The organism is Leifsonia sp. P73, from assembly GCF_051059105.1.
Lineage (GTDB): Bacteria > Actinomycetota > Actinomycetes > Actinomycetales > Microbacteriaceae > Leifsonia.
In genome coordinates, this window is record NZ_CP194931.1 from 2,228,160 (window position 1) to 2,248,246 (window position 20,087).

21 protein-coding genes are annotated in these 20,087 nt (G+C 65.2%); 10 read left to right on the forward strand and 11 right to left on the reverse strand.

Translation table 11 applies throughout. The annotated features are described in order from the left end of the window. Positions 1-150: 150 nt before the first annotated feature. The 3 genes from ACQ86L_RS11280 (at position 151) to ACQ86L_RS11290 (ending at position 3,959) form a co-directional block, all read left to right on the forward strand. Positions 151-1,245: a GNAT family N-acetyltransferase gene (locus ACQ86L_RS11280; RefSeq protein WP_434315477.1), complete on the forward strand. Its 1,095-nt coding sequence runs from the start codon at positions 151-153 to the stop codon at positions 1,243-1,245. Positions 1,246-2,178: 933 nt separating this feature from the next. Continuing rightward, entirely contained in the window at positions 2,179-2,394 is a 216-nt protein-coding gene (locus ACQ86L_RS11285) for a hypothetical protein (protein ID WP_434315478.1), read from the forward strand. A 140-nt stretch (positions 2,395-2,534) separates the two neighbouring features. Then, positions 2,535-3,959 carry a hypothetical protein gene (locus ACQ86L_RS11290; RefSeq protein ID WP_434315479.1) on the forward strand — a complete coding sequence of 475 codons (1,425 nt, stop codon included), beginning with the start codon at positions 2,535-2,537 and terminating at the stop codon, positions 3,957-3,959. Between the two features lie 119 nt (positions 3,960-4,078). On the opposite strand, the gene ACQ86L_RS11295 is transcribed toward ACQ86L_RS11290, so the two are convergent. Continuing rightward, positions 4,079-4,747 (reverse strand): cation diffusion facilitator family transporter, encoded by a 669-nt coding sequence (locus tag ACQ86L_RS11295; protein WP_434315480.1) that lies wholly within the window; start codon positions 4,745-4,747, stop codon positions 4,079-4,081. A gap of 66 nt (positions 4,748-4,813) precedes the next feature. Here ACQ86L_RS11295 and ACQ86L_RS11300 point away from each other — a divergent pair, with 66 nt between their 5' ends. Genes ACQ86L_RS11300 through ACQ86L_RS11315 form a run of 4 tightly spaced genes read left to right on the forward strand, consistent with a single transcriptional unit; the run spans position 4,814 to position 6,353 of the window. Beyond that, positions 4,814-5,119 (forward strand): hypothetical protein, encoded by a 306-nt coding sequence (locus tag ACQ86L_RS11300; RefSeq protein ID WP_434315481.1) that lies wholly within the window; start codon positions 4,814-4,816, stop codon positions 5,117-5,119. Positions 5,120-5,127: 8 nt separating this feature from the next. Continuing rightward, positions 5,128-5,502 carry a hypothetical protein gene (locus ACQ86L_RS11305; protein ID WP_434315482.1) on the forward strand — a complete coding sequence of 125 codons (375 nt, stop codon included), beginning with the start codon at positions 5,128-5,130 and terminating at the stop codon, positions 5,500-5,502. 32 nt (positions 5,503-5,534) lie between these two features. Further along, entirely contained in the window at positions 5,535-5,927 is a 393-nt protein-coding gene (locus ACQ86L_RS11310) for an SRPBCC family protein (RefSeq protein ID WP_434315483.1), read from the forward strand. Between the two features lie 48 nt (positions 5,928-5,975). Then, positions 5,976-6,353, forward strand: coding sequence for a VOC family protein (locus tag ACQ86L_RS11315; protein ID WP_434315484.1), 378 nt, complete (start codon positions 5,976-5,978; stop codon positions 6,351-6,353). A 263-nt stretch (positions 6,354-6,616) separates the two neighbouring features. Here ACQ86L_RS11315 and ACQ86L_RS11320 read toward each other — a convergent pair whose 3' ends face one another. From ACQ86L_RS11320 to ACQ86L_RS11365, 10 genes are all read right to left on the reverse strand, one after another. Next, a complete protein-coding gene (locus ACQ86L_RS11320) occupies positions 6,617-7,939 on the reverse strand; it encodes a hypothetical protein (protein ID WP_434315485.1) in 1,323 nt (440 codons plus the stop codon). Positions 7,940-8,021: 82 nt separating this feature from the next. Next, positions 8,022-9,200: a tyrosine-type recombinase/integrase gene (locus ACQ86L_RS11325; protein ID WP_434315486.1), complete on the reverse strand. Its 1,179-nt coding sequence runs from the start codon at positions 9,198-9,200 to the stop codon at positions 8,022-8,024. Positions 9,201-9,202: 2 nt separating this feature from the next. After that, complete coding sequence (locus ACQ86L_RS11330; RefSeq protein ID WP_434315487.1) at positions 9,203-9,598, reverse strand: hypothetical protein; 396 nt, start codon at positions 9,596-9,598, stop codon at positions 9,203-9,205. A 1,277-nt stretch (positions 9,599-10,875) separates the two neighbouring features. Continuing rightward, positions 10,876-11,145 carry a hypothetical protein gene (locus ACQ86L_RS11335; RefSeq protein ID WP_434315488.1) on the reverse strand — a complete coding sequence of 90 codons (270 nt, stop codon included), beginning with the start codon at positions 11,143-11,145 and terminating at the stop codon, positions 10,876-10,878. Further along, on the reverse strand, positions 11,142-12,092 hold the full coding sequence (locus ACQ86L_RS11340; protein WP_434315489.1) for a nucleoside hydrolase: 951 nt from the start codon (positions 12,090-12,092) through the stop codon (positions 11,142-11,144). The genes ACQ86L_RS11335 and ACQ86L_RS11340 overlap by 4 nt, the downstream gene beginning before the upstream one ends. Next, the gene (locus ACQ86L_RS11345; RefSeq protein ID WP_434315490.1) at positions 12,089-12,913 is read right to left on the reverse strand and encodes a ribokinase; all 825 of its coding nucleotides are present in this window, start codon (positions 12,911-12,913) and stop codon (positions 12,089-12,091) included. The genes ACQ86L_RS11340 and ACQ86L_RS11345 overlap by 4 nt, the downstream gene beginning before the upstream one ends. A 4-nt stretch (positions 12,914-12,917) precedes the next feature. Then, positions 12,918-13,820, reverse strand: a complete 903-nt coding sequence (locus tag ACQ86L_RS11350) for a nucleoside hydrolase (protein WP_434315491.1) — start codon at positions 13,818-13,820, stop codon at positions 12,918-12,920. A 39-nt stretch (positions 13,821-13,859) separates the two neighbouring features. Then, positions 13,860-14,729, reverse strand: coding sequence for a carbohydrate ABC transporter permease (locus ACQ86L_RS11355; protein ID WP_434315492.1), 870 nt, complete (start codon positions 14,727-14,729; stop codon positions 13,860-13,862). After that, positions 14,726-15,514 (reverse strand): carbohydrate ABC transporter permease, encoded by a 789-nt coding sequence (locus ACQ86L_RS11360; RefSeq protein ID WP_434315493.1) that lies wholly within the window; start codon positions 15,512-15,514, stop codon positions 14,726-14,728. Before ACQ86L_RS11360 ends, ACQ86L_RS11355 begins: the two co-directional genes overlap by 4 nt. Before the next feature lie 152 nt (positions 15,515-15,666). Then, positions 15,667-16,965, reverse strand: a complete 1,299-nt coding sequence (locus ACQ86L_RS11365) for an ABC transporter substrate-binding protein (RefSeq protein ID WP_434315494.1) — start codon at positions 16,963-16,965, stop codon at positions 15,667-15,669. 125 nt (positions 16,966-17,090) lie between these two features. Between ACQ86L_RS11365 and ACQ86L_RS11370 the strand changes: the two genes are divergently transcribed. The 3 genes from ACQ86L_RS11370 to ACQ86L_RS11380 all read left to right on the forward strand — a co-directional run bounded on the left by ACQ86L_RS11370 (position 17,091) and on the right by ACQ86L_RS11380 (position 19,712). Continuing rightward, positions 17,091-18,098, forward strand: a complete 1,008-nt coding sequence (locus tag ACQ86L_RS11370) for a LacI family DNA-binding transcriptional regulator (RefSeq protein WP_434315495.1) — start codon at positions 17,091-17,093, stop codon at positions 18,096-18,098. Positions 18,099-18,152: 54 nt separating this feature from the next. After that, positions 18,153-18,737 (forward strand): cadmium resistance transporter, encoded by a 585-nt coding sequence (locus ACQ86L_RS11375; RefSeq protein WP_434315496.1) that lies wholly within the window; start codon positions 18,153-18,155, stop codon positions 18,735-18,737. Positions 18,738-19,436: 699 nt separating this feature from the next. Next, a complete protein-coding gene (locus ACQ86L_RS11380) occupies positions 19,437-19,712 on the forward strand; it encodes a hypothetical protein (protein ID WP_434315497.1) in 276 nt (91 codons plus the stop codon). Positions 19,713-20,087: the final 375 nt, after the last annotated feature.

Consider the following 20,087-nt stretch of genomic DNA (forward strand, 5'->3'; position numbering starts at 1 on the left):
GAACAGTACCCCCGGGAGGCCGGGGACACCTACTGGTGGTTGCGATGCGGGCGGCCGTCATGGGATGCTCTCCCTCGTGATCCTCTAGCAGAGCCCCTTCCTCCCCACGACCGTGGGTGAGTCGATCGACCCTGCACACGAAGAGGTTTCATGTCTACGTCAGAGAACACCCACACGCTCGCGGGCTTCACTGTCGAGCCGCTCGTCGTCCCGGTCAGCGTCGACGCCGCGGACGCCGCGGACTTCGTCGCTTTCGCCGACGTGCGCAGCGCCGTCGAGGCGGAGCAGCGCGGCCACGCCGGCGAGGTCATGACCGCGGCCGAGCTGCTGCCGGACTGGAGGGACGAGTCGCGGCAGATGACCGGGCTCGTCGCCAAGATCGACGGCCGCGTCGTCGCCCGGGCGAACCTGGCACTCCCGGCCGGCGCGCCGGAATGCTGGGGCGCGGTCTCCGTCCTCGCGGAGTTCCGCGGCCGCGGCATCGGCTCGGCGCTGTTCGCCCGCCTGGAGCAGCTGGCCAGGGAGGCCGGCCGCACGACCATCCAGAACCAGACGACCTACCCGGCCGGCGTCGGGGGCGAGGCCGTCGCTGCGCCGACCGGATTCGGGTCGGTGCCGGTCGACCTCCCGTCGACCCGGTTCCTGCTCCGCCAGGGCTTCTCGCTCGAACAGGTCGGGCGCATCAGCGCTCTGCCGCTGCCCGTCGACGCGGAGGTGCTCGCCGCGCTTCTCGCCGAGGCGGCCGCCGGGTCCGCCGGCTACCGGACGGTCTCCTGGCAGGGCCGGACGCCGGAGGAGTGGGTGGAGTCCATTGCATTCCTGCGCACCCGGATGAGCACCGACGCCCCCAACGCCGGCATCGAGCTGACCGACGTCTGGACGGCGGACCGCGTCCGCGCCGTCGACGACCTCTGGGCCGAGAGCCCCCGGGTCGCGCTGACGTCGATCGTGGTCCATGAGGCGACCGGCCAGGCCGTGGGGTTCACCGAGCTCGACGTGTCCAGCGAGTCCGACCGCCCGGCCGAGCAGATGGACACCCTGGTGCTGCGCGAGCACCGCGGACACCGGCTCGGGATGCTGCTGAAGCTGGCCAACCTGCGCGAGCTGACCGCCCGGTTCCCCGGGTGCGCGCTCGTGGAGACGGTGAACGCGGAGGAGAACCGGCCGATGCTCGACGTCAACGACGCGATCGGCTTCGCGGCGACCGCCTTCTCGGCGCGCTGGCGGAAACGCCTCGACACCTAGCCCGCGACGCGGGCCGCTCTCACCCGGAGCGGCCCGCGCCCTGGATCGTCGCCGTCAGCCGCGCTAGCGCGCTCGTGTAGGCGTGCTCCGGCGGGGTGGCGTAGCCGATCACGAGGTTGATGCTGCAGATCCATCGTGCTGTACGCCGCCGATGTAGTAGGCGCCGACTGACAGCGCGCCCTGCTTCTTGAGTTCAACAAGTTTCAGCGCCACCGCCTGCTTCGTGGTCGGAATGTCCGCGCATGCGGGGTCTCCACACGGCCCGGTCAGGGCCCTGGTCGAAGGCCAACGTTCCGGCTGAGGATCGTCCGAGGCTGGTTCGTCATAGAGAGTCGCCGGTGACGAGGCTGCGTCTTCATCTCTGTCGGGATCGATGGGACCTGTGGACGGTTCGGGCGCCGCGTCCTGAGGGGACCCGTCCTTCGACCCAGCTTCGTCGCTTGGGGATTCCTCGGTCGGGCCTGATTGTGGCGGCGTCGTTTCCGAAGTCGCCGGAGAGCCAGTTTCGGCGACAGCGATGGAGGCCGGAGCAAGGGTGAGTACGCCGATGAGTAGCGCGACTCTCGGCAACCATAGCCTTAGCGTGTGAAATGTCATCAAAAAAGCGTAAAGCATAGGAGTTATGTACGCTTAATGATAAGGTTGCACGCTGACCACTTGTCGCTTGGAGGGATAGTGCGTACTAGAACCGGACCACTGGTTGCGGTCGCTTTGTTGTGTCTTGTTTTGGTGGGGTGCGCAAGCCCCGCGCCTAGCGCGACGCACGCTGCCACCGCGCCGGCGTTATCGATACCGACCGGCGAACCAACGTCCACGCCGACCAACTCGGACGGCGCACAACCCGAAGCCTCCACCGAGCTGACAACGGGCCGGCTCGAGGCCCAGGGCGCGTGCGAGATCATCCATAGGGCCCAGGCAACTTCGGAGTCGGTGATGCGGCAGGCAGCAGCAGAAGCGGAGAGGGCGGCCCAGCTCAATCCGCACTGGACACAGTTGGCTGCAGCGATGAGTGCCATGCGCGACTATGCGGCGAAATACGCCAACGAGTCGGACATCCCTGAAGCCGACTCGCGTCAGGACGCCGCGAACTGGCAGACAACACAAGACCTTTGCAAGGAGCTGACCGGCACCACGCTGTTCATCGCCTAATGAACATTCCAATGAAGAAGCCTGGACAACGTGTGCATACCAAGACCGCAGCATCAGAGACCCTCACTTTTACGTCGCTCCTGTTCGTCGGATGTGCGGGTCAGGGCCGTTGCGCCGCCAAGCGCCTGAGCGAGATTTGAGTGGGCGCGCTGAAAGCCGCGTGGGAGCGGCTGCGGGCGTGGAGTGTGCGCCACGGTGCCACGGTTTCGCTCGTCGCGTCCGTCGTGCTCGTGGCCTACTTCGCCGTGTCGGTCATCCACTTCGCGCTCGACGGGCATCCGCTGTCGTACCTGGATGAGCATGTCCACTTCGACACCGCGTTGAAGTTGCACGCGGGAGAGCTCTCCTACCGTGGCGCCTTGGTCGGCCAGGGCGTCGTGCAGGAGTGGGCGTGCGGTGTCGGCCACCAGGCCGGGCCGCCGCTCCACGGCTGCGACCACCCGGAGCTGTCGGCGTCGTCGCTGCCCAGTGGCAAGTACACCAGCGGCTATATCCACTACCCGACGTACTTCGTGTTGGCCGAGCTCTTCCGGTGGCCGATCGACCTCCTCCCTGGCGACCGCTCCGCGCTCGATGTCTATCGGCTGTTCAGCGCCCTGTGCATGATCCTCGGCGTCATCGCCAGCGGGGCCGCCGCGTATGCACTCGGCATCCGGCGGGTGGGCCTGATCGCCGCGGTCACGGTGCCGGTGGCGGCCTCCACGATCATGGTCATGGGCGGCATCGTCAACCCGAATTCTCTCGGCGTGCTCTGTGGCGCCCTCATCGCCGGCACGGGGATCGCGTGGATCCGACGGGGACGCGGCTTCGTCTGGTTCGCTGTGGCCGCCGCGTTCGGCTCGAGTGTCGCCGTGGTGTGCTCGCTGCCGGTCGGTGGTTTCCTCCTCGCCATGCTCGTGACGCTGCTCGCCCGCCGGTTCGGCTGGCGCGTGACCTACGAGCAGTGGCGGCCCCGGTGGTGGCAGCTCGGCGCGCTCGCCGCCCTGGTGCTCGCGCCGGTCGTGCTGTGGGGGCGCTACATCGCAGCGACCGCCACCGTCTCCAACGCACAGGTGTACGGCGCCTACCCGTTCCGGGGCTGGAGCACCCTGCTCATCGGCGTCTCCGCCGAGCTGGGCGCTCTGCACACTCCGTGGACCGACTGGGACATGGCGATGGCGACCAGCCCGGACCTCGCAGCCCAGCTCATGCGCGCCGTGGCGACCGGATGGCCGGTCGCGATCACAGCGCTGATCTTCGGTGGCCTCGTCTTCACCGTGTTGCGCAGCAACTTCGACGAGCGGACGCGCTTCCCGCACACCGCCTTCACCCGGCGCAACCTCAATCCCGTGCATCTGTTGGCGATCGGGACGTTGGCGGCGCTCATCCTGTACCCGGCCGCGATGCGTTTCTCCAACGTCCTCACCTTCGGGATAGACATCGGCATCGTGGCGCGCTACTCCATCGCGTTCGGACCCGTGCTTGTCATCCTGCTGCTGCTGCGAGTGAGACAGCGCGCTACCCACTGGCTCCTGTCAGGGGCCGGCGCCATCGGCATGATCACCGTCGCCGGCGTCTGGCTGTGAGCCGATTACAGCGAGCTGGACGGCGTGGAGTTCGACGCGCGCCTCCGCGAGCTCATCCACATCCGCGCCTCCCATCTGAATGGGTGCGCTCAACGGATCTTCGCGAGGTCGGCCGTGGTTCAGTCGTCGTCGAAGTCGACGGCCCCGCCGCGCAGCGCTGAGACGGCCTTCACGATCAGGCGCACCGCGGCGACGGCGATCACCAGCGAGACGCCGAGCGCGAGGACCGGGTCGAGCCAGTAGGCGCCGCCCGTGAGCAGAATGATGACGCCGGCGACCACGATGGCGGCGGCGACCGCGGCGTCGGCCAGCGCGTCCAGGAGCACCGATCGCATGTGGATGTCCTCGTCACCGGCCGAGAAGCCGAGGACGAACGCGCCGGCCAGCATCACGACCATCGTCACCAGGCTCACGATCACCACCGGAAGTCCCTCGACCGGCGGCGAGCCCTCCCGCAGGCGACCGACCGCCTCCACGACGACGGTCGCCGTGACCACGAGCAGCAGGGTCCCGTTGACGAGCGCGGCGACGGCGATGGGCCGGTTCGCGTGCGGATGACCGGGGTCGCGGTCCCGGAGAGCGATCGCGACCAGGCCGAGGGCCAGCGCGAGGCAGTCCGCGACGGTGTCCCCCGCCGCGGCGAGCACGCTCACCGATCCGGCGACCAGGCCGACGACGACCAGCCCCACGATCAGGGCGGCGTTCAGCCCGAGCACGATCGCGACCCGGCGAGCCTGACTCGGCCTCGGTGTCCGATCGGCCCGGGCGATGTCCGGCTCGGAGTCCACGCTCCCGATCCTGTCACGTGGCAGGATCTGACCGAGCGCACCGACGACGATGTCGAGAGGATCCCCATGACCGACCCCGCGATCACCAGCCCACGCGTCGCCCGGGTGGGCGGCTGGTTCGGCATCGCCGGGCCCGTGCTCCTGACGATCTACTTCGCGGTCCCCGCGTTCGCGGGCTGGCCCTATGCGGGCGGGACCGACGCCCAGCTCATGGCGTACGCGCGCTCGCACGAGACCCTTTTCTATGCCGGCGCGTGGTTCCAGGTCACCGGCGCGCTCCTGAGCGTGGTGTTCTTCCTCGTCCTCGCCACGCGGACCGGCAAGGGGCCTGCTTCGTCGGCCAGCTCGTCACCGTCGGCGCTGCGCTGCTGATCGGCGTCGTGGTGATCGAGGCGGCCCTCCTCATCGCGGTCCCGATGGCGGCCGCGGCCGGCTCCGCCGCGGGTGTGTCGACCGCGTTCACACTGAGCAACGGCGTGTTCGCGCGGGTGTTCCCCCTCGCTCCGGCGCCGCTCCTTTTCGCCGCGACCGGGCTGGCGCTGCGCTTCACCTCCGTACTCCCCCGCGCCTTCGGGCCGTTGGCGCTGGTGGTCGCCGGACTGTTCGTGGCCTCCGGGATCGCGGCGATCTTCAGCACAGCGGGCCTGATCGCCGCCATCGCGATGTCGATCCTGCAGGAGGTGTGGATCGTGGCCGCGGCGATCGCGCTGCTGCTTCGGGCGCGGACGGCTGACGCGGCGGTCGTCAACCCCTGACGCACCCCGGATCGCAGACGTACCGTCGGGCAATGCCCACCTACACCGTCACCCGGCCGCTCGACGGCGACGCCGACGAGTACTTCGACTACATCGCCGACCCCGAGAACCTCCCGGCGTACTTCCCCCGCATGACGGAGGCCCACGAACTCCCCGACGGGAAGGTCGAGACGACCGCGCACGTCGACGCCGACCGCGACGGCCAGAACGAGACGGTGACCTCCGTCGCCGAGTTCGACGTCGACCACGCCGCGCGGGAGATCCGCTGGTCGGCCCCGGGACCGCACGACTACCGCGGCTCCCTGCACCTGGCCGGCGACCGGGTCGAGCTGACCATCCACACGGCTGAGGACTTCGACGGGATGCAGCAGGCGCTCGACGGCACCCTCGCGACGATCGCGGACAACCTCCGACGGCAGGCGTGAGGCGGACCGGGACTGGCGCCGAGCCCCCGCTGACCGGATACTGAGCGCGTGGAGATTCTGCAGGTCGCACAGCACGCCGACGACCTCGACCGCGCCGCGGCGTTCTACGAGAACCTGCTCGGCGAGACGGCCGCCGCCCGCTTCGACCCGCCGGGCCTCCTGTTCTTCAACATCGGTATCGGCCGCCTCCTCCTCGAGAAGGGCGCCCCGTCGGCGCTGGTCTACCTCCAGGTGGACGATGTGGCGGAGACGGTGGAGCGGTTGCGCGGCGACGGGGTGAAGGTGGTCACGGAGCCGCATGTGATCTTCACACACCAGGACGATGCGATCGGGCCGGCGGGGAACGACGAGTGGATGGCGTTCATCGAGGACAGTGAGGGGAACACTGTCGGGCTGGTGAGTTACGAGCCGCGGCACGACCCGTGAGCGGGTTTGGCCGATTCACGCAGAGCGGGTAGTGTTGGCGGAAGCCTAATTTCCCAGTGTTTTACTGGGATTCCAGGCCTCGCGAGTGTAGTTCAATGGTAGAACTTCAGCTTCTACCACTCTGAATATCAAAGAGTGACACTTGCTCTCGTAAGCCCCGTTGATCGGGGCTTTTCCTACTATTGGCGTACTCGTGTGATCACACTGACATGCCGTGGATCACGCCCAAAGCGGTGAGTAAACGGTGAGCTACGCCAACGTCTCTAGTCGCTCATTACCCACTCACGGGAAAGCGGGTCGCTTCCAAGACGTTGGCTCAACGATTCGCCACTGACTCCAATTTCTAAGGCAATCCAGTAACGCAAAACCAGAATGCTCTCGCGCAGAGTGTTCAATGCAACGAGAGTGTCCGGCTCAGGACGATCCGGATGTTTGGTGCCCATATACGCGTCATCTGCGCGGGCGATCCAACTCGACGTGTCGTCGAATGGTTTGACGTTCATGTCGTCAAGGATCACTTGCAAGCCCGGCTTGAAGTTCATCTGCTTTCGACTGTTGAGGTTTGCGCCGCCGTTCTTCGTGACATCAACCAGGAATCCAAGCGCCTCTAGCGCGATACCGCTTTGCACGAGACTCGCGGGACTCCACCGGTCTTCCGAGCGAAGAATGCTCAGCAGCGGGCCGATTGCCTGCCCGTAAGTCTTACGAAGCTTCAGCCAACGTCGAATGCCGCGCGGCCCAATCTCAGCGTAGGGAAACAGGAATAGTGGCTCATCCGACCAGGGCTCATGCTTGGGCAGTCGATGTGACGCGACCCCGAGCCAGCGTTCGCCGCCGTCTTCATGAGAATCATCCGCGCGATGTACCTCCACTTGCGAGTAACCGAAGGGCGCCCACGCCGCGAGCGAAACCAAATCGAGGACCGCCCTGTGGACCTCCAAGTGTTCTTCCCAGGACCGCGGCTCGCGAAGGGTTGTGTCGAGCTTCACGCCCTCGAAAGCGAGAAAGCTGCCCCGCGGGCTCTCCGTCCGCCAGCTCGAGTGCATCTTTAGGTTCATGGACCGCGTCAATGAGACCGCAGGCGCGTCGGTCAGAGTCATCCGGACAGACTGGACACGGGAATTGTCGTTGTGGACTACCTCCACGTCCATGCTGCTTAGACGCGTCCAGGCAGCAAGCGCCGGGATCTCCGTGCGCAGACCGTGGATCGTCTCGTACTTCAATGTCGATGCCCCGAAGACAGCAAACGTGGCGACAATCTGGCCTTGTCCGGCGCTAGGGCTACTGATCGAGCCTCCGGGTCGACATCCCACAAGCGCGACTGGGCCATTGCTGTCGTGTACCAAGAGCACGCGAGGAGGCTTGTAGCTGAACCTGGTGCGGTCTGGGTCGTCACCGTACTCGATACCTCTAGACCACCAACGTCCGTACGGGTCGTGATGCGCAAACATGCCCTTAAGCGGAACGGTGAGCTGAATTGCGGTTCCCGTGTCCTGGAGCATTACGGCGATCTCGTCCGTGCTCGGGTCGCCGTCTATGAACCACCCGAGCCGCGGCACCCCGACGAGTAACTCATTGTCCGCCATTTCAGTCCTCTCGCAATCGAGGACATTGTTTCAGCGGGGTGGTCCGGAAGTCGCGTTCGCATTTGCATTCCCCACCGTCTAGCTACCCCAGTTCGGGGCCCGATCCGCCGCGCACATTGAACCGTTCGAGGATCGCCGTCGAATCCGGCACCTGCACTACCCGGGGGAGGTAGGACTGTTCGGTCGTCGCGTACGTCGAGTGACCCAGTTGGTGCTGCGCGCGCTCGAGACCGGCAGCGTCGCGGATCGCGGTCGCGACGGTTGATCTGAACTCCTTCGGCACCCGGCCTTCGAACCGCGTTCCCTTCAGCGCGATGTGCCACTGGAGACGGAAGTTGTCGGGGATGCGCGGCGTGAGCGTCGAGGACGGGAAGACGAGCTCGGAGAACGACTCGACTCGTCGACGGAGCAGCATCTTCCCGACGAACGTGGGCAGGAAGAGGCGGCGTCCGCCTCCAGTCTTGGTCTTGTTCTGAACGGTCCAGCGGCCTTCGCGGTTCTTCGCCATTGTCCGGTGGATGTCGACGGTGAACGGCTGGATGGTGAAGTCGACGTCCTCCCACATCAGGGCGAACACCTCACCCGGGCGGCAGCCTGTGCCGAGAAAGAAATCCACGGGATCCGCGAGGTCGGTGCCGCGCCGACGGCCTGATGCGTCCAGGCCGGCGTCCCACTGAGCGAGGATTTCGCGCAGCTCGGCGACGTCCTCGAGCGTGAAAGTGGCGACCTGGTGGTCCGGTTCTTCGACAGGCGCCACCGACTTCATCGGGTTGGTTTCGATTGCGTCATGCCGGGCGGCCATTGCGAACATCCCGGTGAGCAGGACCACTGCGATACTGGCGTTCGAGTAGCCGTTGAGCCGGGCCGTCTGCTTGATGAACCGGTCGAGCTTGGATACCGAGGCTTCGCGGATCATCCAGCCGCCGAGGTTCGGGATGATGTACTTGTCCAAGACGGCCTCGTAGCGGCGCAACGTGCCGTTCGAGCGGGATGCGTGGCTGAACTCGTCCCACCAGACGATCGCGAGGTCGGCCAGCCGGGTTTCCGGGTTGAGCTCACCGTCGCCCAGCGGTTTGATGCGATCGCGCATGGCTTCGCGGAGAAGTGATTCGGCCTTCTGCTTGGTCCGGCCGATGCGTTCGATCTGGCGCGTGCGACCGTCGACATCGCGATAACGGGCGCGGGCGGCCCAGCGGCCCTGCGCCAGCATGCGGGTGGTGACGGTGCCCCACGTTTCGGAGACGAGCGGAGGACGGGACATGATCACCGACCCCCGTTCTCGATGCGCGAGCCGGCTGACCCGGCTCCGCAAATGCGGGAGTCGGGTGTCAGCGCGGGAAACGGCGATCGGTGGAGGTCGGCGGAATCCCGCTCGGGACTGCGCGTGGCCCCAATAGTACGCGCGGCGTTCTGCGGCAGGCGAGCGGCGTCGAGGCGCACGAATGGCACGCCCGCCGCCTCTGCGGTGAGTGCGGCAAGCCTTCCGATCGCAGTGAACGGGTCAGCAGAAATCGCCCACCCGTCCACGGCGTACCGGCTGACGGTCTCGACGCATTCGATCTTTTCCTCAGCGTTGGGGCTGAGCGACCCGACCACTCCGATCAGTCCACCCTGCAGTTCCCGACCCATGTTTCTGGTGTCGATGACGAATACCCGCATCACAATCACTCCCCTGACTCTCGTTCTTGTTTGCCTTCCGGCGGAGAGATCGAGAGCGAGCGGGAGGGGCGCAGTGCCGGGACCGTGGAATACCGGAACGGAGCGCAGCGAAGCGAGGATATGCCGCGAAAGCCCGGCGCGGAGAACCGGGAGCGAGCTACGATCGGCCGGTGGAAAGACAAACAAGGCAGCAGGTACAGCGCCGCCGCAGGCGGCTCCTCAGGCGGTCACCAGCGACGTGGCGCACTGGGGAGTATCCAGTCGATCTCCGACGGCCGTAACCGGCTTATCTCCCGCGAGATCGGCTGCCCTTGGAGAAGGATGACGTTGGATCGTTAGAGCCACCTACGGTCCAGGCAATATCCAACTTCGAGATCCGGTTCGCGAGTGGCAGCGTTCGATCGATCGGCGCTCGATCTCGATAGCATCAGCCATGCCCTTATGGACGGACGCGAGCGGCGCATGGACACCGGACACCTGGCTAGTTATCTTTGCGGGAGCAACATTCGTAACTGCCCTCGCCGCGGCTATCGTCGGATTAAGTCAGCTTCGCGGATACCAGACGGCCGCACGCAGCCAAACTCGTCCGTACATCGTTATCGACTTCGGGCTCCGTGACACCGCAATGCTTATGCTTCAGGTGACTAACGTCGGAACGCGTCCGGCCCGCGATATCTCGATCCGGTTCGATCCGCCTCTGGAGTCGACAGCGCCTGATCTTTTGGAACCTGTCGCTGCTGCTCTCGACCCGGCCACTCCGATTAGGGTTCTTCCGCCCGGACGCACCGTTGAGTGGTTCCTGGACAACGGCCTCGTTGCAGTGGGGAGTGACCGCGTCCCTCAGGTCTACTCTGTTGTGACCGAATACTCGGATGCGGTGCCGCGGCGAGTATGGGCTTGGCGGGGCGGGCTTCCTCGTCGGGCAGACGAGACATTCATCGACCGGGGGCACCAACTCTCCTTAGCGCTCTACAATCAGACCGCCTTACCCAAGCCGGACATTCCAGAGCTTGTTGAGGCTGTACGAAAAGTCGCGAGCCAACTTGAGCGCCGGCGCGTAGCCACGTACCCTTCCCGCCGATGAGATTTCTACGAGCGCTCCGCACGGGCGCAGCGGATTTCGACGCTCTGACAGCTGCCCAGTGCCAGATCACACGTGGCAAACGATCGGCGGAAGAGGCCCCAACCGCCTGGGGCCCCTTCCGGGACTCTCCTCACCCGAAGAGGGAGTCCCCGCCGCCCGGCCCAGCGGCACTCACCGGGCCGGGCGATACGCGCTATCGATGACTGCCATCGACCAGCGAAATCTCGGCCGCGGCGCGCGTTCGTTTGTTCGCTCGAGCTAGTAGGTGGAGGTGGACTGCGTCGATGACACACACGGCGGCATTCATGACGACCATGGGCCAAACTTCAAGCGCCGCGTTATACCCGACGAGAAGCAGGGACGCGGCCAGGTTGAGCCAGCGGAGAAGCAGCATCTTGCCCTGAAGTAGTGATATGACTAGAAGAGCTGAGCCGATCCAGCCGATCAACTGAAGCCACATCATTGCTTGTCCATGTTGTCCGGATCACGGACCGCCTTCATGATCACGGAGAGCGCCGATGCTGTCTCGATCACGATGGATCGCTCCGGGAGGCCCCCTTCCGAGTCGTTAAGGGGCATATGGGAGGTGCGTCCCCGCTCCGCCCCGTTGGTGGTGTCGACGGTGATTGAGCCGGTGACGGCGCGAGTGATTCTCAGAGCATCGATCGCGATCGCGGCTGCGAGCGGGTCGTGGAGTGCTGCGCTCCTACTCTCGAACACCCCTGAGTAGAAGTCGAGGTAGGTATCGAACGCCTCGGCGACTGTGCTCAACAGGGGGTCGGCACTGTCGCGGAGCTCTGCGACCTCGCGAGGGGCAATGACATGTCGCATGGTCACGTCGAGGGGAACGAGGGTGATGTTCCACGGTGCCGCGAAGACGATCGATGCTGCCTCGGGGTCGTTCCAGATGTTCGCTTCGGCGGCCGGGGTCACGTTCCCCGGCACGAAGACCGCGCCGCCCATCACCGTCACCCAGGCGATCCGCTGTGGGAGGGTCGGGTCCAGGGTCAGCGCGGCCGCGAGGTTCGTCAAGGGTCCGATGGCAAGAATGTGCAGCCGAGCCGGGTGCTGTTGCGATAGCTGGATCAGGAGCTCAGCAGCCGTTCCGGAGATCGGCTTTGTTAGCGGCTCGGGAACGGCGACCGGACCCAAGCCTTCCTCGCCGTGGACGTGGGCTGCTCCGCCGCCGAACGGACCGGCAAGCGGTTCGTGTCTGCCGACCGCCACCGGGATCTCGGGGCGACCGGCAAGTTCCAGCAGATGAAGTGTGTTCCGTGCAGCTGTTGCCGCTGAGACGTTTCCGCTCACGGTGCCGATCCCGGCTAGCTCCGCGCGGGCACGGAGCAGGAACGCGATCGCGAGTGCATCGTCGATGCCGGTGTCGCAGTCGAGATAGATCGGGGTCGTCATGCCGTCACCTCGTATCGGTCGAACGTGAGGAGTGCCGGCTGCGAGGCCGGGTCGGCAACCGCGGCAGCGCCCACCGCCGACGCTGTCATCAGCGCCGATCTCGGGTCATTGCCGGCCGCGAGGCCCAGGACGACTGCTGCGCAGTATGCGTCGCCCGCGCCGACAGAGTTGACCACCGACGTCTGCTGGGCCGGAACGGTGAATCGGCGCTCACCGTTCTCGAAGAGAGCCGATCCCAGGCTTCCGTAGGTGACGACGACCAGGCGAGCCTTATGGAGCCCGTCGATCGCCGCGTACTCATGCTCATTGACCACGATCAGATCGGCGCGCCGTACGAGCGATTCGGGGAGCGACCGGGCTGGAGATGCATTCAGTACGGTGAACGCCTCCGTCGCGAGAAACGCGGCTTCGACGGTCTCGACCGGGATCTCGAGTTGCGCGATCAACACGTCGAAGTCGGCTTCAGCGGGCGGCACCGCCTCGGCATTTGCCCCCGGGCACACCACGATCTGGTTCTCTCCGGAGCCGTCTGTGATGATGAGCGCGACGCCAGTGGGAGAAACGGAACGGCGGATCGACTGAACATCGACTCCGGCTTGGCGAAGGGCTGCAATCGCGACGTCGCCATCGGCGTCCCGCCCGACCGCGCCAAACATGGAGACGTCGGCGCCGAGCCGGGCTGCCGCAACCGCCTGGTTGGCTCCTTTTCCACCGGGTTCCCGGCGGAATCCGTGCCCAGTCAAGGTCTGGCCGGGCGATGGAAACCGTTCCACTCCAGCGATCAGATCGATGTTGATGCTCCCGAGGACCGCAACCTTCACGCGTTCACCCTTCCAGCACTCGAGCGTTCGACGCTGCCGCGACGATCGCGCGGACGATCTGATCACCGACCGCCGAGGCATCCGCCCACTGGGCGACCCGTACCCACCCGCCGACGTCGCTCTGGAATGTGCTCCTGCCTTCTCCGTCCCCGTCGCATTCGATGCGCACGGTACCGGGTCCGCTGAAGGTGAAGAGGTCAGGACGCGCGAGCGTGAGCACGGTTACGGGGTCATGTGGCACGTTCCACTGGGTGTTCCAGTAGTCCCACCACTGAGCGATGTCCGCGTAGAGCGCTTCTCCGGCTGGTCCTGACTGCGCAATGCGCTGAACGCTCTCACCGCGAATCGCGATCTGCCGGGTGATCTCGAGTCCCGTCACAACGGTTGGAATTCGCGCGTCGAAGACGATCTGCGCGGCGCGAGCGTCCGAGCGGAAGTTGTGTTCTGATTCATCCGTGGTGAACGAGCCTCCCATGATCCAGAGGCCACGAACCGCCCCGGCGAAGCGCGGCTCGGCGGTGATGGCCGCTGCGATGTTCGTCAACGGGCCAATCGCCACGATGTCGAGGGTGCCCGGTCGCTCCATAGCGCTGCGGACGAGGTAGTCGACGGCGCTTTCGCCTGCGACCGGCTCGCGGTCGAGATCCACGTGGAGCGTGCCCTCGTGTCCCGCCCACCAGACCTCACGGCCAGATACCGGGTTCTCCAAGCCGGGGTGGGCGACGACGTCGACTCCCGCGAGTGACGCGTAGCGGTGGACGATACGGGCCCGAAGGGTGGTGTCTCCGTACACGGTGGTGACACCTGCGAGCCTGATCGACGGCGTGCCGAGAATCTGCACGAGCGCGAGGGCGTCGTCGACGTCCGAGCCGATGTCCGTGTCGAGGATGACATGGTGAATGGGCATAGGTGTTCCTTGCTGAGTGGTCATGGTGTGGTGTCCGAGCTACTTGAGGCCGCTGGTCGTCACCGACTGGATGAAGTACCTCTGGCAGGCGACGATGATCGCGAGCGGGATGATGGTGAGCACCATCGATGCCGCGAAGAGGACGCCGTAGTCGACGTTGAATTGGCCTTGGAGGTTGGAGAGCGCGACCGGTCCGAGAATGTGAGTGTCGTCGGTTCCCATCAGCAGCGGCCACATGTACGACTGCCATTGGAACAGGAAGAGCATCAGCCCGGCCCCGATCAATGCCGGCCGGGACAGGGGCACATAGATCCGTCGGAAGATTCCCCACCAGCCCAGCCCGTCCAGTCGACCCGCTTCCACGAGCTCGCCGGGGATGGCCAGGAAGAAGGTTCGCAGCAGGAAGATCGCCATTCCGTTGCCGATCCCGGGCAGGATCAGCCCGGTGAAGGTATTCTGCAGATTCCAGTCGCGGAACAGGTTCGCCAGCGGAATCGCGATCGAGTCGAACGGGATCAGGAAGCTGAGAATCACGACCGAGAACAGGAGCCCGCGTCCGCGGAACGGTATCGCCGCAAGGCCGAAGGCGGCCATTGCACAGATGGCGAGCCCGAGGACGACCGTGACGACGCTCACGAAGAGCGAGTTGGCGATCGCGCGGCCGATATCGCTTTGAAGCAGCGCGAAGTAGTTGTCCAGCGTTGGTGAGGTCGTGAAGAAGGTCTGCCACTGCAGCGGGTTCAGGTATCGGAACGTCTCCGCTCCTGGACGCAGCGAGTTAATGAACGTCCACCACAGGGGAAGCAGGAAGAGCAGCCCGACGAGGGCAGACGCAGTACTGAGCCCGATGTACGCGAGGATCCGCCGGCGAGGCGAGCGCTTGGCGCGCGAGGTGGCGATCGTGGTCACGATTCCTCACTCCTCAGGAGACGGAACTGCACGGCGACCACGGCCACGGTGAGCAGGACGAGGATGATGACCTCGGCCTGCGCCTTGTTGAGGTCACCGAGTGTGTAGGCCCGGTTGTAGATGTCGTACATGAGCAGGTTCGTCGCACCTTGTGGTCCACCCTTGGTCAGGATCTGCACGGGGGCGAAGACGAGGAAGTTCGACACTGTGTCGGCCACAAGCACGAACGCGAGCGGACGACGCAGGAGCGGGAACGTGATGCTCCACAGCTGCCGCCAGGCGGACGCGCCGTCGAGGGACGCCGCCTCGTAGTACGAGTGCGGGATGTCGTTGAGGCCGGCGATCAGGAACAGCATCCAGTATCCGACGCCGATCCACGACAACAGCACGATGATGCACCAGAGCGCCTGCTGCTGCGACGTCAGGAAGGGCTGCGGCGGGATGCCGACCAGCGACAGGAACGAGTTTGCGAGACCGTCCGGTCGGTAGATCACGCTCCAGATGACCGCCGAGACAGCAGGCGGAACCGCGATCGGCAGGATCACGAGCGACCGCCAGACACGGGAGCCCGCCGAGCGCTTGGTGTAGAGCACTGCGAGCAGGAATGCGACGCCGACCTGGATCGGGTTGATCAGGATAGTGAAGAGGACCGTGACTCCCAAGGCTCCCAGGAATCCGGGGTTCGTGAAGAGGGCGACGTAGTTGCCCAGGCCCACGAAGACATCTCCACCGCCAAGCAGGCTCTTGTGGAAGAACGACTCCCACAGCGCGCTCCCCGCTGGCACGAGCCGAAGGACGAGGAGGCTTACGAGCGCTGGGGCGAGGAAGGCGAGGGCGACGAGCCAAGGCCGCTGCCGGAGCGGCCTCCGTCGCGACCGGTTTGGGGCTGCCGCCCTGGAGCCCGCGTCGCGGGCTCCAGGGCGGATGGTGCTGGTGGTCATTTCAACTGGCTCCATGCGTCGTTGAGCTGCTGGGTCGCCTGCGCGAGCCTGGTCTTCACATCGGCACCGTTGCGGATGTCGGCGAAGGCCTTGCTCATCACCGAGTCGAACTGCACGTAGCCGACCGAGATAGGCCGCGCAAGAGCGGTGTGATCGACCTCGTAGGACACGAGGTCGCCGACCCCGGCGCTGTTGGCGCCGCCGAGTGCCTCCAGCCCAGGCAGGTACTTCTTCTCCGCCGCCGTGACCGACGGGATGATCGTGGTCGCTTTCGCCGTCAGGAGGTTTCCGTCCGGGTTGAGGGCGGCGTACTCGAGGAACTTCTTCGCCAGGCCCTTGCTCTTGGAGGCTGGGTTGATGCCCCACGACCAGGATCCGGTCGGAGTGACCTGCTTGCCGCCGGCGAAGTACGGCATCGGAGCGACACCCCAGTTGAACTTCGCGTTCTGAGCGAAGGTTCCGATATCCCATGGGCCGCCCACGAAGAAGGCGACATCACCATTGGAGAAGACCGGGGACGTCTGGAATCCGCCGACGCCACGCGGAGAGAGACCGGTGGAGAAGCTTTCGGCGTACCACTGCATCGCCTTCTGCCACCCAGCCGTCTCGACTGCGGGGGTCAGCATCTTCTTGCCCGTGATGCCCGAGCCGCCACTCAGCGATTCCACCAGCGGCTGGAGCTGGTAATAGGCCTCAACCTGCTCAAGCAAAAGGCCCGACTTGGTCCCGGCTGCCTGAGCCTTCCGGGCGGCGGCCTCGGTCTGCTCCCACGTCCAGCGCTTGGCCGGATCGGCCGAGGGCGCCTGCACGCCAGCCTTGGCGAGAGCGTCCTTGTTGTAGAACATCATCTGGGTCGAGTTCCAGACCGAGAGCGCCCACATCTTGCCGTTGTACAGGTTGATCTTGTACTGCGCGTCGGAGGTGGCAGCCTTCTCCTGACCCTTGAGATCCGAGAGATCCTCCAGGAACCCCTGCGCGGCAAGCTGCGGGATGTTCGGCTGGTCGACGGTGTAGACATCGATCGTGCTGTCCTTGGCAGCGAGTCGCTGCTGCAACGTGCTGCTCAGCTGATCGAAAGGCACCTGCGTGTACTTCACCGTGTCGCCCGGGTTTGCCTTCTCGAAACCAGCGATCACCGGAGCGTAGGTCTTGGGGTCGTCCGCGCCGAGGAGGTTGACGGTTCCCTTCGCAGGCCCACCGGATGACGACGTGGAGGAAGCGGCCGAGGAACACCCGGCCATCAGAAGCGCCGATGCCGCCAGTACGGCGGCAACAGCGATGGAGGAACGCTTCATCGAGTTGTCCTTTTCTCAAAATCTAAGCGGATAGAACTAACCGCTTAGATGAAGATAGAGGGTCAATGGCGGGAATGCAAGATCTTCGCTAGGATTTCTCTAACCGATTAGAAATGAGGGGTCCCGTGACAACTGGACGAGACGTCGCTGAGCGAGCCGGCACCTCGACTGCAGTTGTCAGCTATGTCTTCAACAACGGCCCGAGAAACGTCTCCCCAGCAACGCGGGAGCGTGTTCTGAAAGCGGCCGCCGAACTGAATTATCGCCCCAACGCCCTCGCGCGGGCACTGAGCGCCGGCACGACACTCTCCGTCGGCCTGATCGTTCCTGACATCGCCAACCCGTTCTTCGGTGAGCTTGCGCGTGCCCTCGAAGAAGCCGCGACCGCCCGCGGTCGCCTCCTCCTCATCGCTGACTCGGCAGGTAGCGAGCAACAGGAGATGCAGCAGATCAGCTCGTTCATCGAGCGTCGGGTGGACGGGATCGTCCTGGTTTCGGTTTCCGACGACCCGCAGCTCGGCATCGTGGCCGAAGCCCGCATTCCCATCGTGGCTCTGCACCCCCTGGATCTCGACCAACCCGCCTCGTCGCTCACCATCGACTACGACCACGCCGCCGAAGAAGCTACGACGCACCTCATCAGCCACGGCTACGAGTCCATCGGCCTGCTCAACGGTCCGACCGATTCCGCCGGATCCCGCCAGCATGCTGCCGGCTACACACGCGCGATCCTCCGGTCGCCGGGAGTCGAGTCATCTGAGCGGAGATCCGAGACATCGCGTGCGGATGCGGCCCGAGTGGCTCTCCAGTGGTTGGCCGAAGCAGATCGGCCGAGAGCGATATATGTGGCGACGGACGAACAAGCCTTCGGCGTGCTTTACGCCGCAGCCGAACTGGGCCTCCGGGTACCGCACGATGTCGCGGTGGTCGGGTTCGACGGAACGGCGCACTCCAAGTACGCGGTTCCCCCGCTGTCGACGGTTCGCCAGCCGATCGATGACCTGGCGGCGCGTGCGATCGAAGTGCTGATCGAAGCGACGGACTCGCACGTCCACGAGACACTCCCCCACCGATTCCTGGTCCGCCGATCCTGCGGGTTCCACACCGATGTGGTCGAGGCGCCAACAGCCTGACACAGGCGTAATGCAGACCACCACACTGACCACAATGAACCCTTCGCACTGCGCATGATCTCGACGCTCACCTCCGGAGTGGGCCTCTTCGTCGCGACAAACGTGGATGACCTTGTCGTTCTCACCCTTTTCTTCTTGGCGGCGCAACGCGGCGCCATCCGAACCTGGCACGTCGTGATCGGCCAGTACATCGGCGTGCTCACGCTCGTCGCGGTGAGCCTGGCCGCGGGCCTGGGACTGACCTTCATCCCGCAGCGCTGGATCGGAGTGCTGGGACTCATCCCGCTCGCACTCGGAGTGCGAGGATTCATCCGCTATTTTCGGGCTCTGGGCCTGCCAAAGGAGATCAGCTCTTCGTTGAACCCCGGCGGCCTGTGGGGAATCGTCGGCATCACGCTGGCCAACGGTGGCGACAACCTGGCGGCCTATACGCCGGTGTTTCGGAGTCTGTCGGTCGGGGAGTCGATTGATACCATCGTCGTCTTCATCGTCCTGATCGCCGCATGGCTTGCTCTGGCTCGCCTCATTGCGACACGTCGAAACGTACTCGCGACGATCTCCCGCATCGAAGGCTGGCTGGTGCCAACCGTTTTCTGCACCCTAGGCGCGCTCATACTCTTTCGATTCCAGCTTCCATGATGAGTGGCTCGTTATCCGGTGGCTGGGTAGATGACATCAGCGCGCGACATTTGCGGTCTGAAGCCGATCACGAATGTTGGGCGCTGTGGCGACGAAGCAGAGAGCAGGAGGGGAAAGGACGAGGAAGAAGGCAAGGGCCAAAGAGGGACGGAAGAAATACAAGTGGCGACGAAGAAGAGAAGAGAGAGACCGGGCGGAAATACAAGAGCGAATGGAACGAGAGACAAGAGCAAATGCACGCAGGCACTTAAGTGGAACGGCCTGCGCCAGCCGCGGTTCAGAGGGCTCCCGCGTCAACACGACTGCCCCATCCTCCCGGCGTGCGACACCGAGCGATCCGCATCGCGCAACCCTGATCCCCTGGACAACGGTGTCTACTTGCGACTTGTGCAACATGGCGATGCAGGGTGTCTGAGTGCTGGCCCCGCGTCGTAACCCGAGACGATGACGGGGCCACATTCATGGCAGCATGCCGATGGTCGAGGACGCCGCAGGCGGCGCCGCACTCATGAGGTTTGAGGGCCTTTCCGCCGCTCGATCGTAGCTCGCTCCCGGTGCTCCGTGCCGGGCTTTCGCGGCGTATCCTCCTCCGCTGCGCTCCCCCGGTACTCCACGGTCCCGGCACTCCACACCTCCCACTCGCTCTCGATCACCCGCCGGAAAGGCACTCAAAAACGATCAACCTTGGGAGTGAGCGGGATGCGGGTATTCATCATCGACACCAGCAACATGGCACCGGAACTACAAGGCGGACTCATCGGCGTGGAAGGGACCTCGAACCTAACCGCTGCCGAGAAGCAGGAATGCGTCGAGACCGTTAGCCAGTACGTGATGGACGGGTGGGCGATCTCGGCCGATCCGTCCACGCCGATCGGCTGGCTCGCCGCCCTCACCGCGGAGACGGCGTGCGTGCCCTTCGTCAACCTCACCCGTCTCGCTTCACCTGAACCCGCACTGAAGTCCGCACACGCCTGAGCCACGACTGTCGACTCGGCCACGCGGCCGGGCTGTTTGGCGTGTTGTGAAGCCGGAATGCCCGGCCACGGGATGTGGTCAGGCAGTGACCCGTTTCTGCGAATTTCGGATTTGCGCGTCAAAACCGGCTGGGAAACACAACGTGTAGGTATGAGGGCACCGGTTTCAAGGACCGCACCGCGGCGCAGTTCGCCGTTGGCTGCGCTGGATGGCTCGCTGGATTCACAGCAGAAGTGGCCTGCGCGTCCGTTGTGCACCGCTGCAACGGCACGATCGAACACGCTGAGCCGCAGTCGTCTCAGGCTCGCGTCGGTGGTTGAGCGGACGATTATCGCGTGGTCTCTTGACACGACTCACGAGGAGAAACGCCCCGAT

What these genes read in the sequence shown, in the direction of transcription:
- ACQ86L_RS11280 (WP_434315477.1), top strand. Translation starts at nt 151, where the DNA reads ATGTCTACGTCAGAGAACACCCACACGCTCGCGGGCTTCACTGTCGAG.
- ACQ86L_RS11285 (WP_434315478.1), top strand. Translation starts at nt 2,179, where the DNA reads ATGCGGCAGGCAGCAGCAGAAGCGGAGAGGGCGGCCCAGCTCAATCCG.
- ACQ86L_RS11300 (WP_434315481.1), top strand. Translation starts at nt 4,814, where the DNA reads ATGACCGACCCCGCGATCACCAGCCCACGCGTCGCCCGGGTGGGCGGC.
- ACQ86L_RS11310 (WP_434315483.1), top strand. Translation starts at nt 5,535, where the DNA reads ATGCCCACCTACACCGTCACCCGGCCGCTCGACGGCGACGCCGACGAG.
- ACQ86L_RS11320 (WP_434315485.1), bottom strand. Translation starts at nt 7,939, where the DNA reads ATGGCGGACAATGAGTTACTCGTCGGGGTGCCGCGGCTCGGGTGGTTC.
- ACQ86L_RS11325 (WP_434315486.1), bottom strand. Translation starts at nt 9,200, where the DNA reads ATGTCCCGTCCTCCGCTCGTCTCCGAAACGTGGGGCACCGTCACCACC.
- ACQ86L_RS11330 (WP_434315487.1), bottom strand. Translation starts at nt 9,598, where the DNA reads ATGCGGGTATTCGTCATCGACACCAGAAACATGGGTCGGGAACTGCAG.
- ACQ86L_RS11335 (WP_434315488.1), bottom strand. Translation starts at nt 11,145, where the DNA reads ATGATGTGGCTTCAGTTGATCGGCTGGATCGGCTCAGCTCTTCTAGTC.
- ACQ86L_RS11340 (WP_434315489.1), bottom strand. Translation starts at nt 12,092, where the DNA reads ATGACGACCCCGATCTATCTCGACTGCGACACCGGCATCGACGATGCA.
- ACQ86L_RS11350 (WP_434315491.1), bottom strand. Translation starts at nt 13,820, where the DNA reads ATGCCCATTCACCATGTCATCCTCGACACGGACATCGGCTCGGACGTC.
- ACQ86L_RS11365 (WP_434315494.1), bottom strand. Translation starts at nt 16,965, where the DNA reads ATGAAGCGTTCCTCCATCGCTGTTGCCGCCGTACTGGCGGCATCGGCG.
- ACQ86L_RS11375 (WP_434315496.1), top strand. Translation starts at nt 18,153, where the DNA reads ATGATCTCGACGCTCACCTCCGGAGTGGGCCTCTTCGTCGCGACAAAC.
- ACQ86L_RS11380 (WP_434315497.1), top strand. Translation starts at nt 19,437, where the DNA reads ATGCGGGTATTCATCATCGACACCAGCAACATGGCACCGGAACTACAA.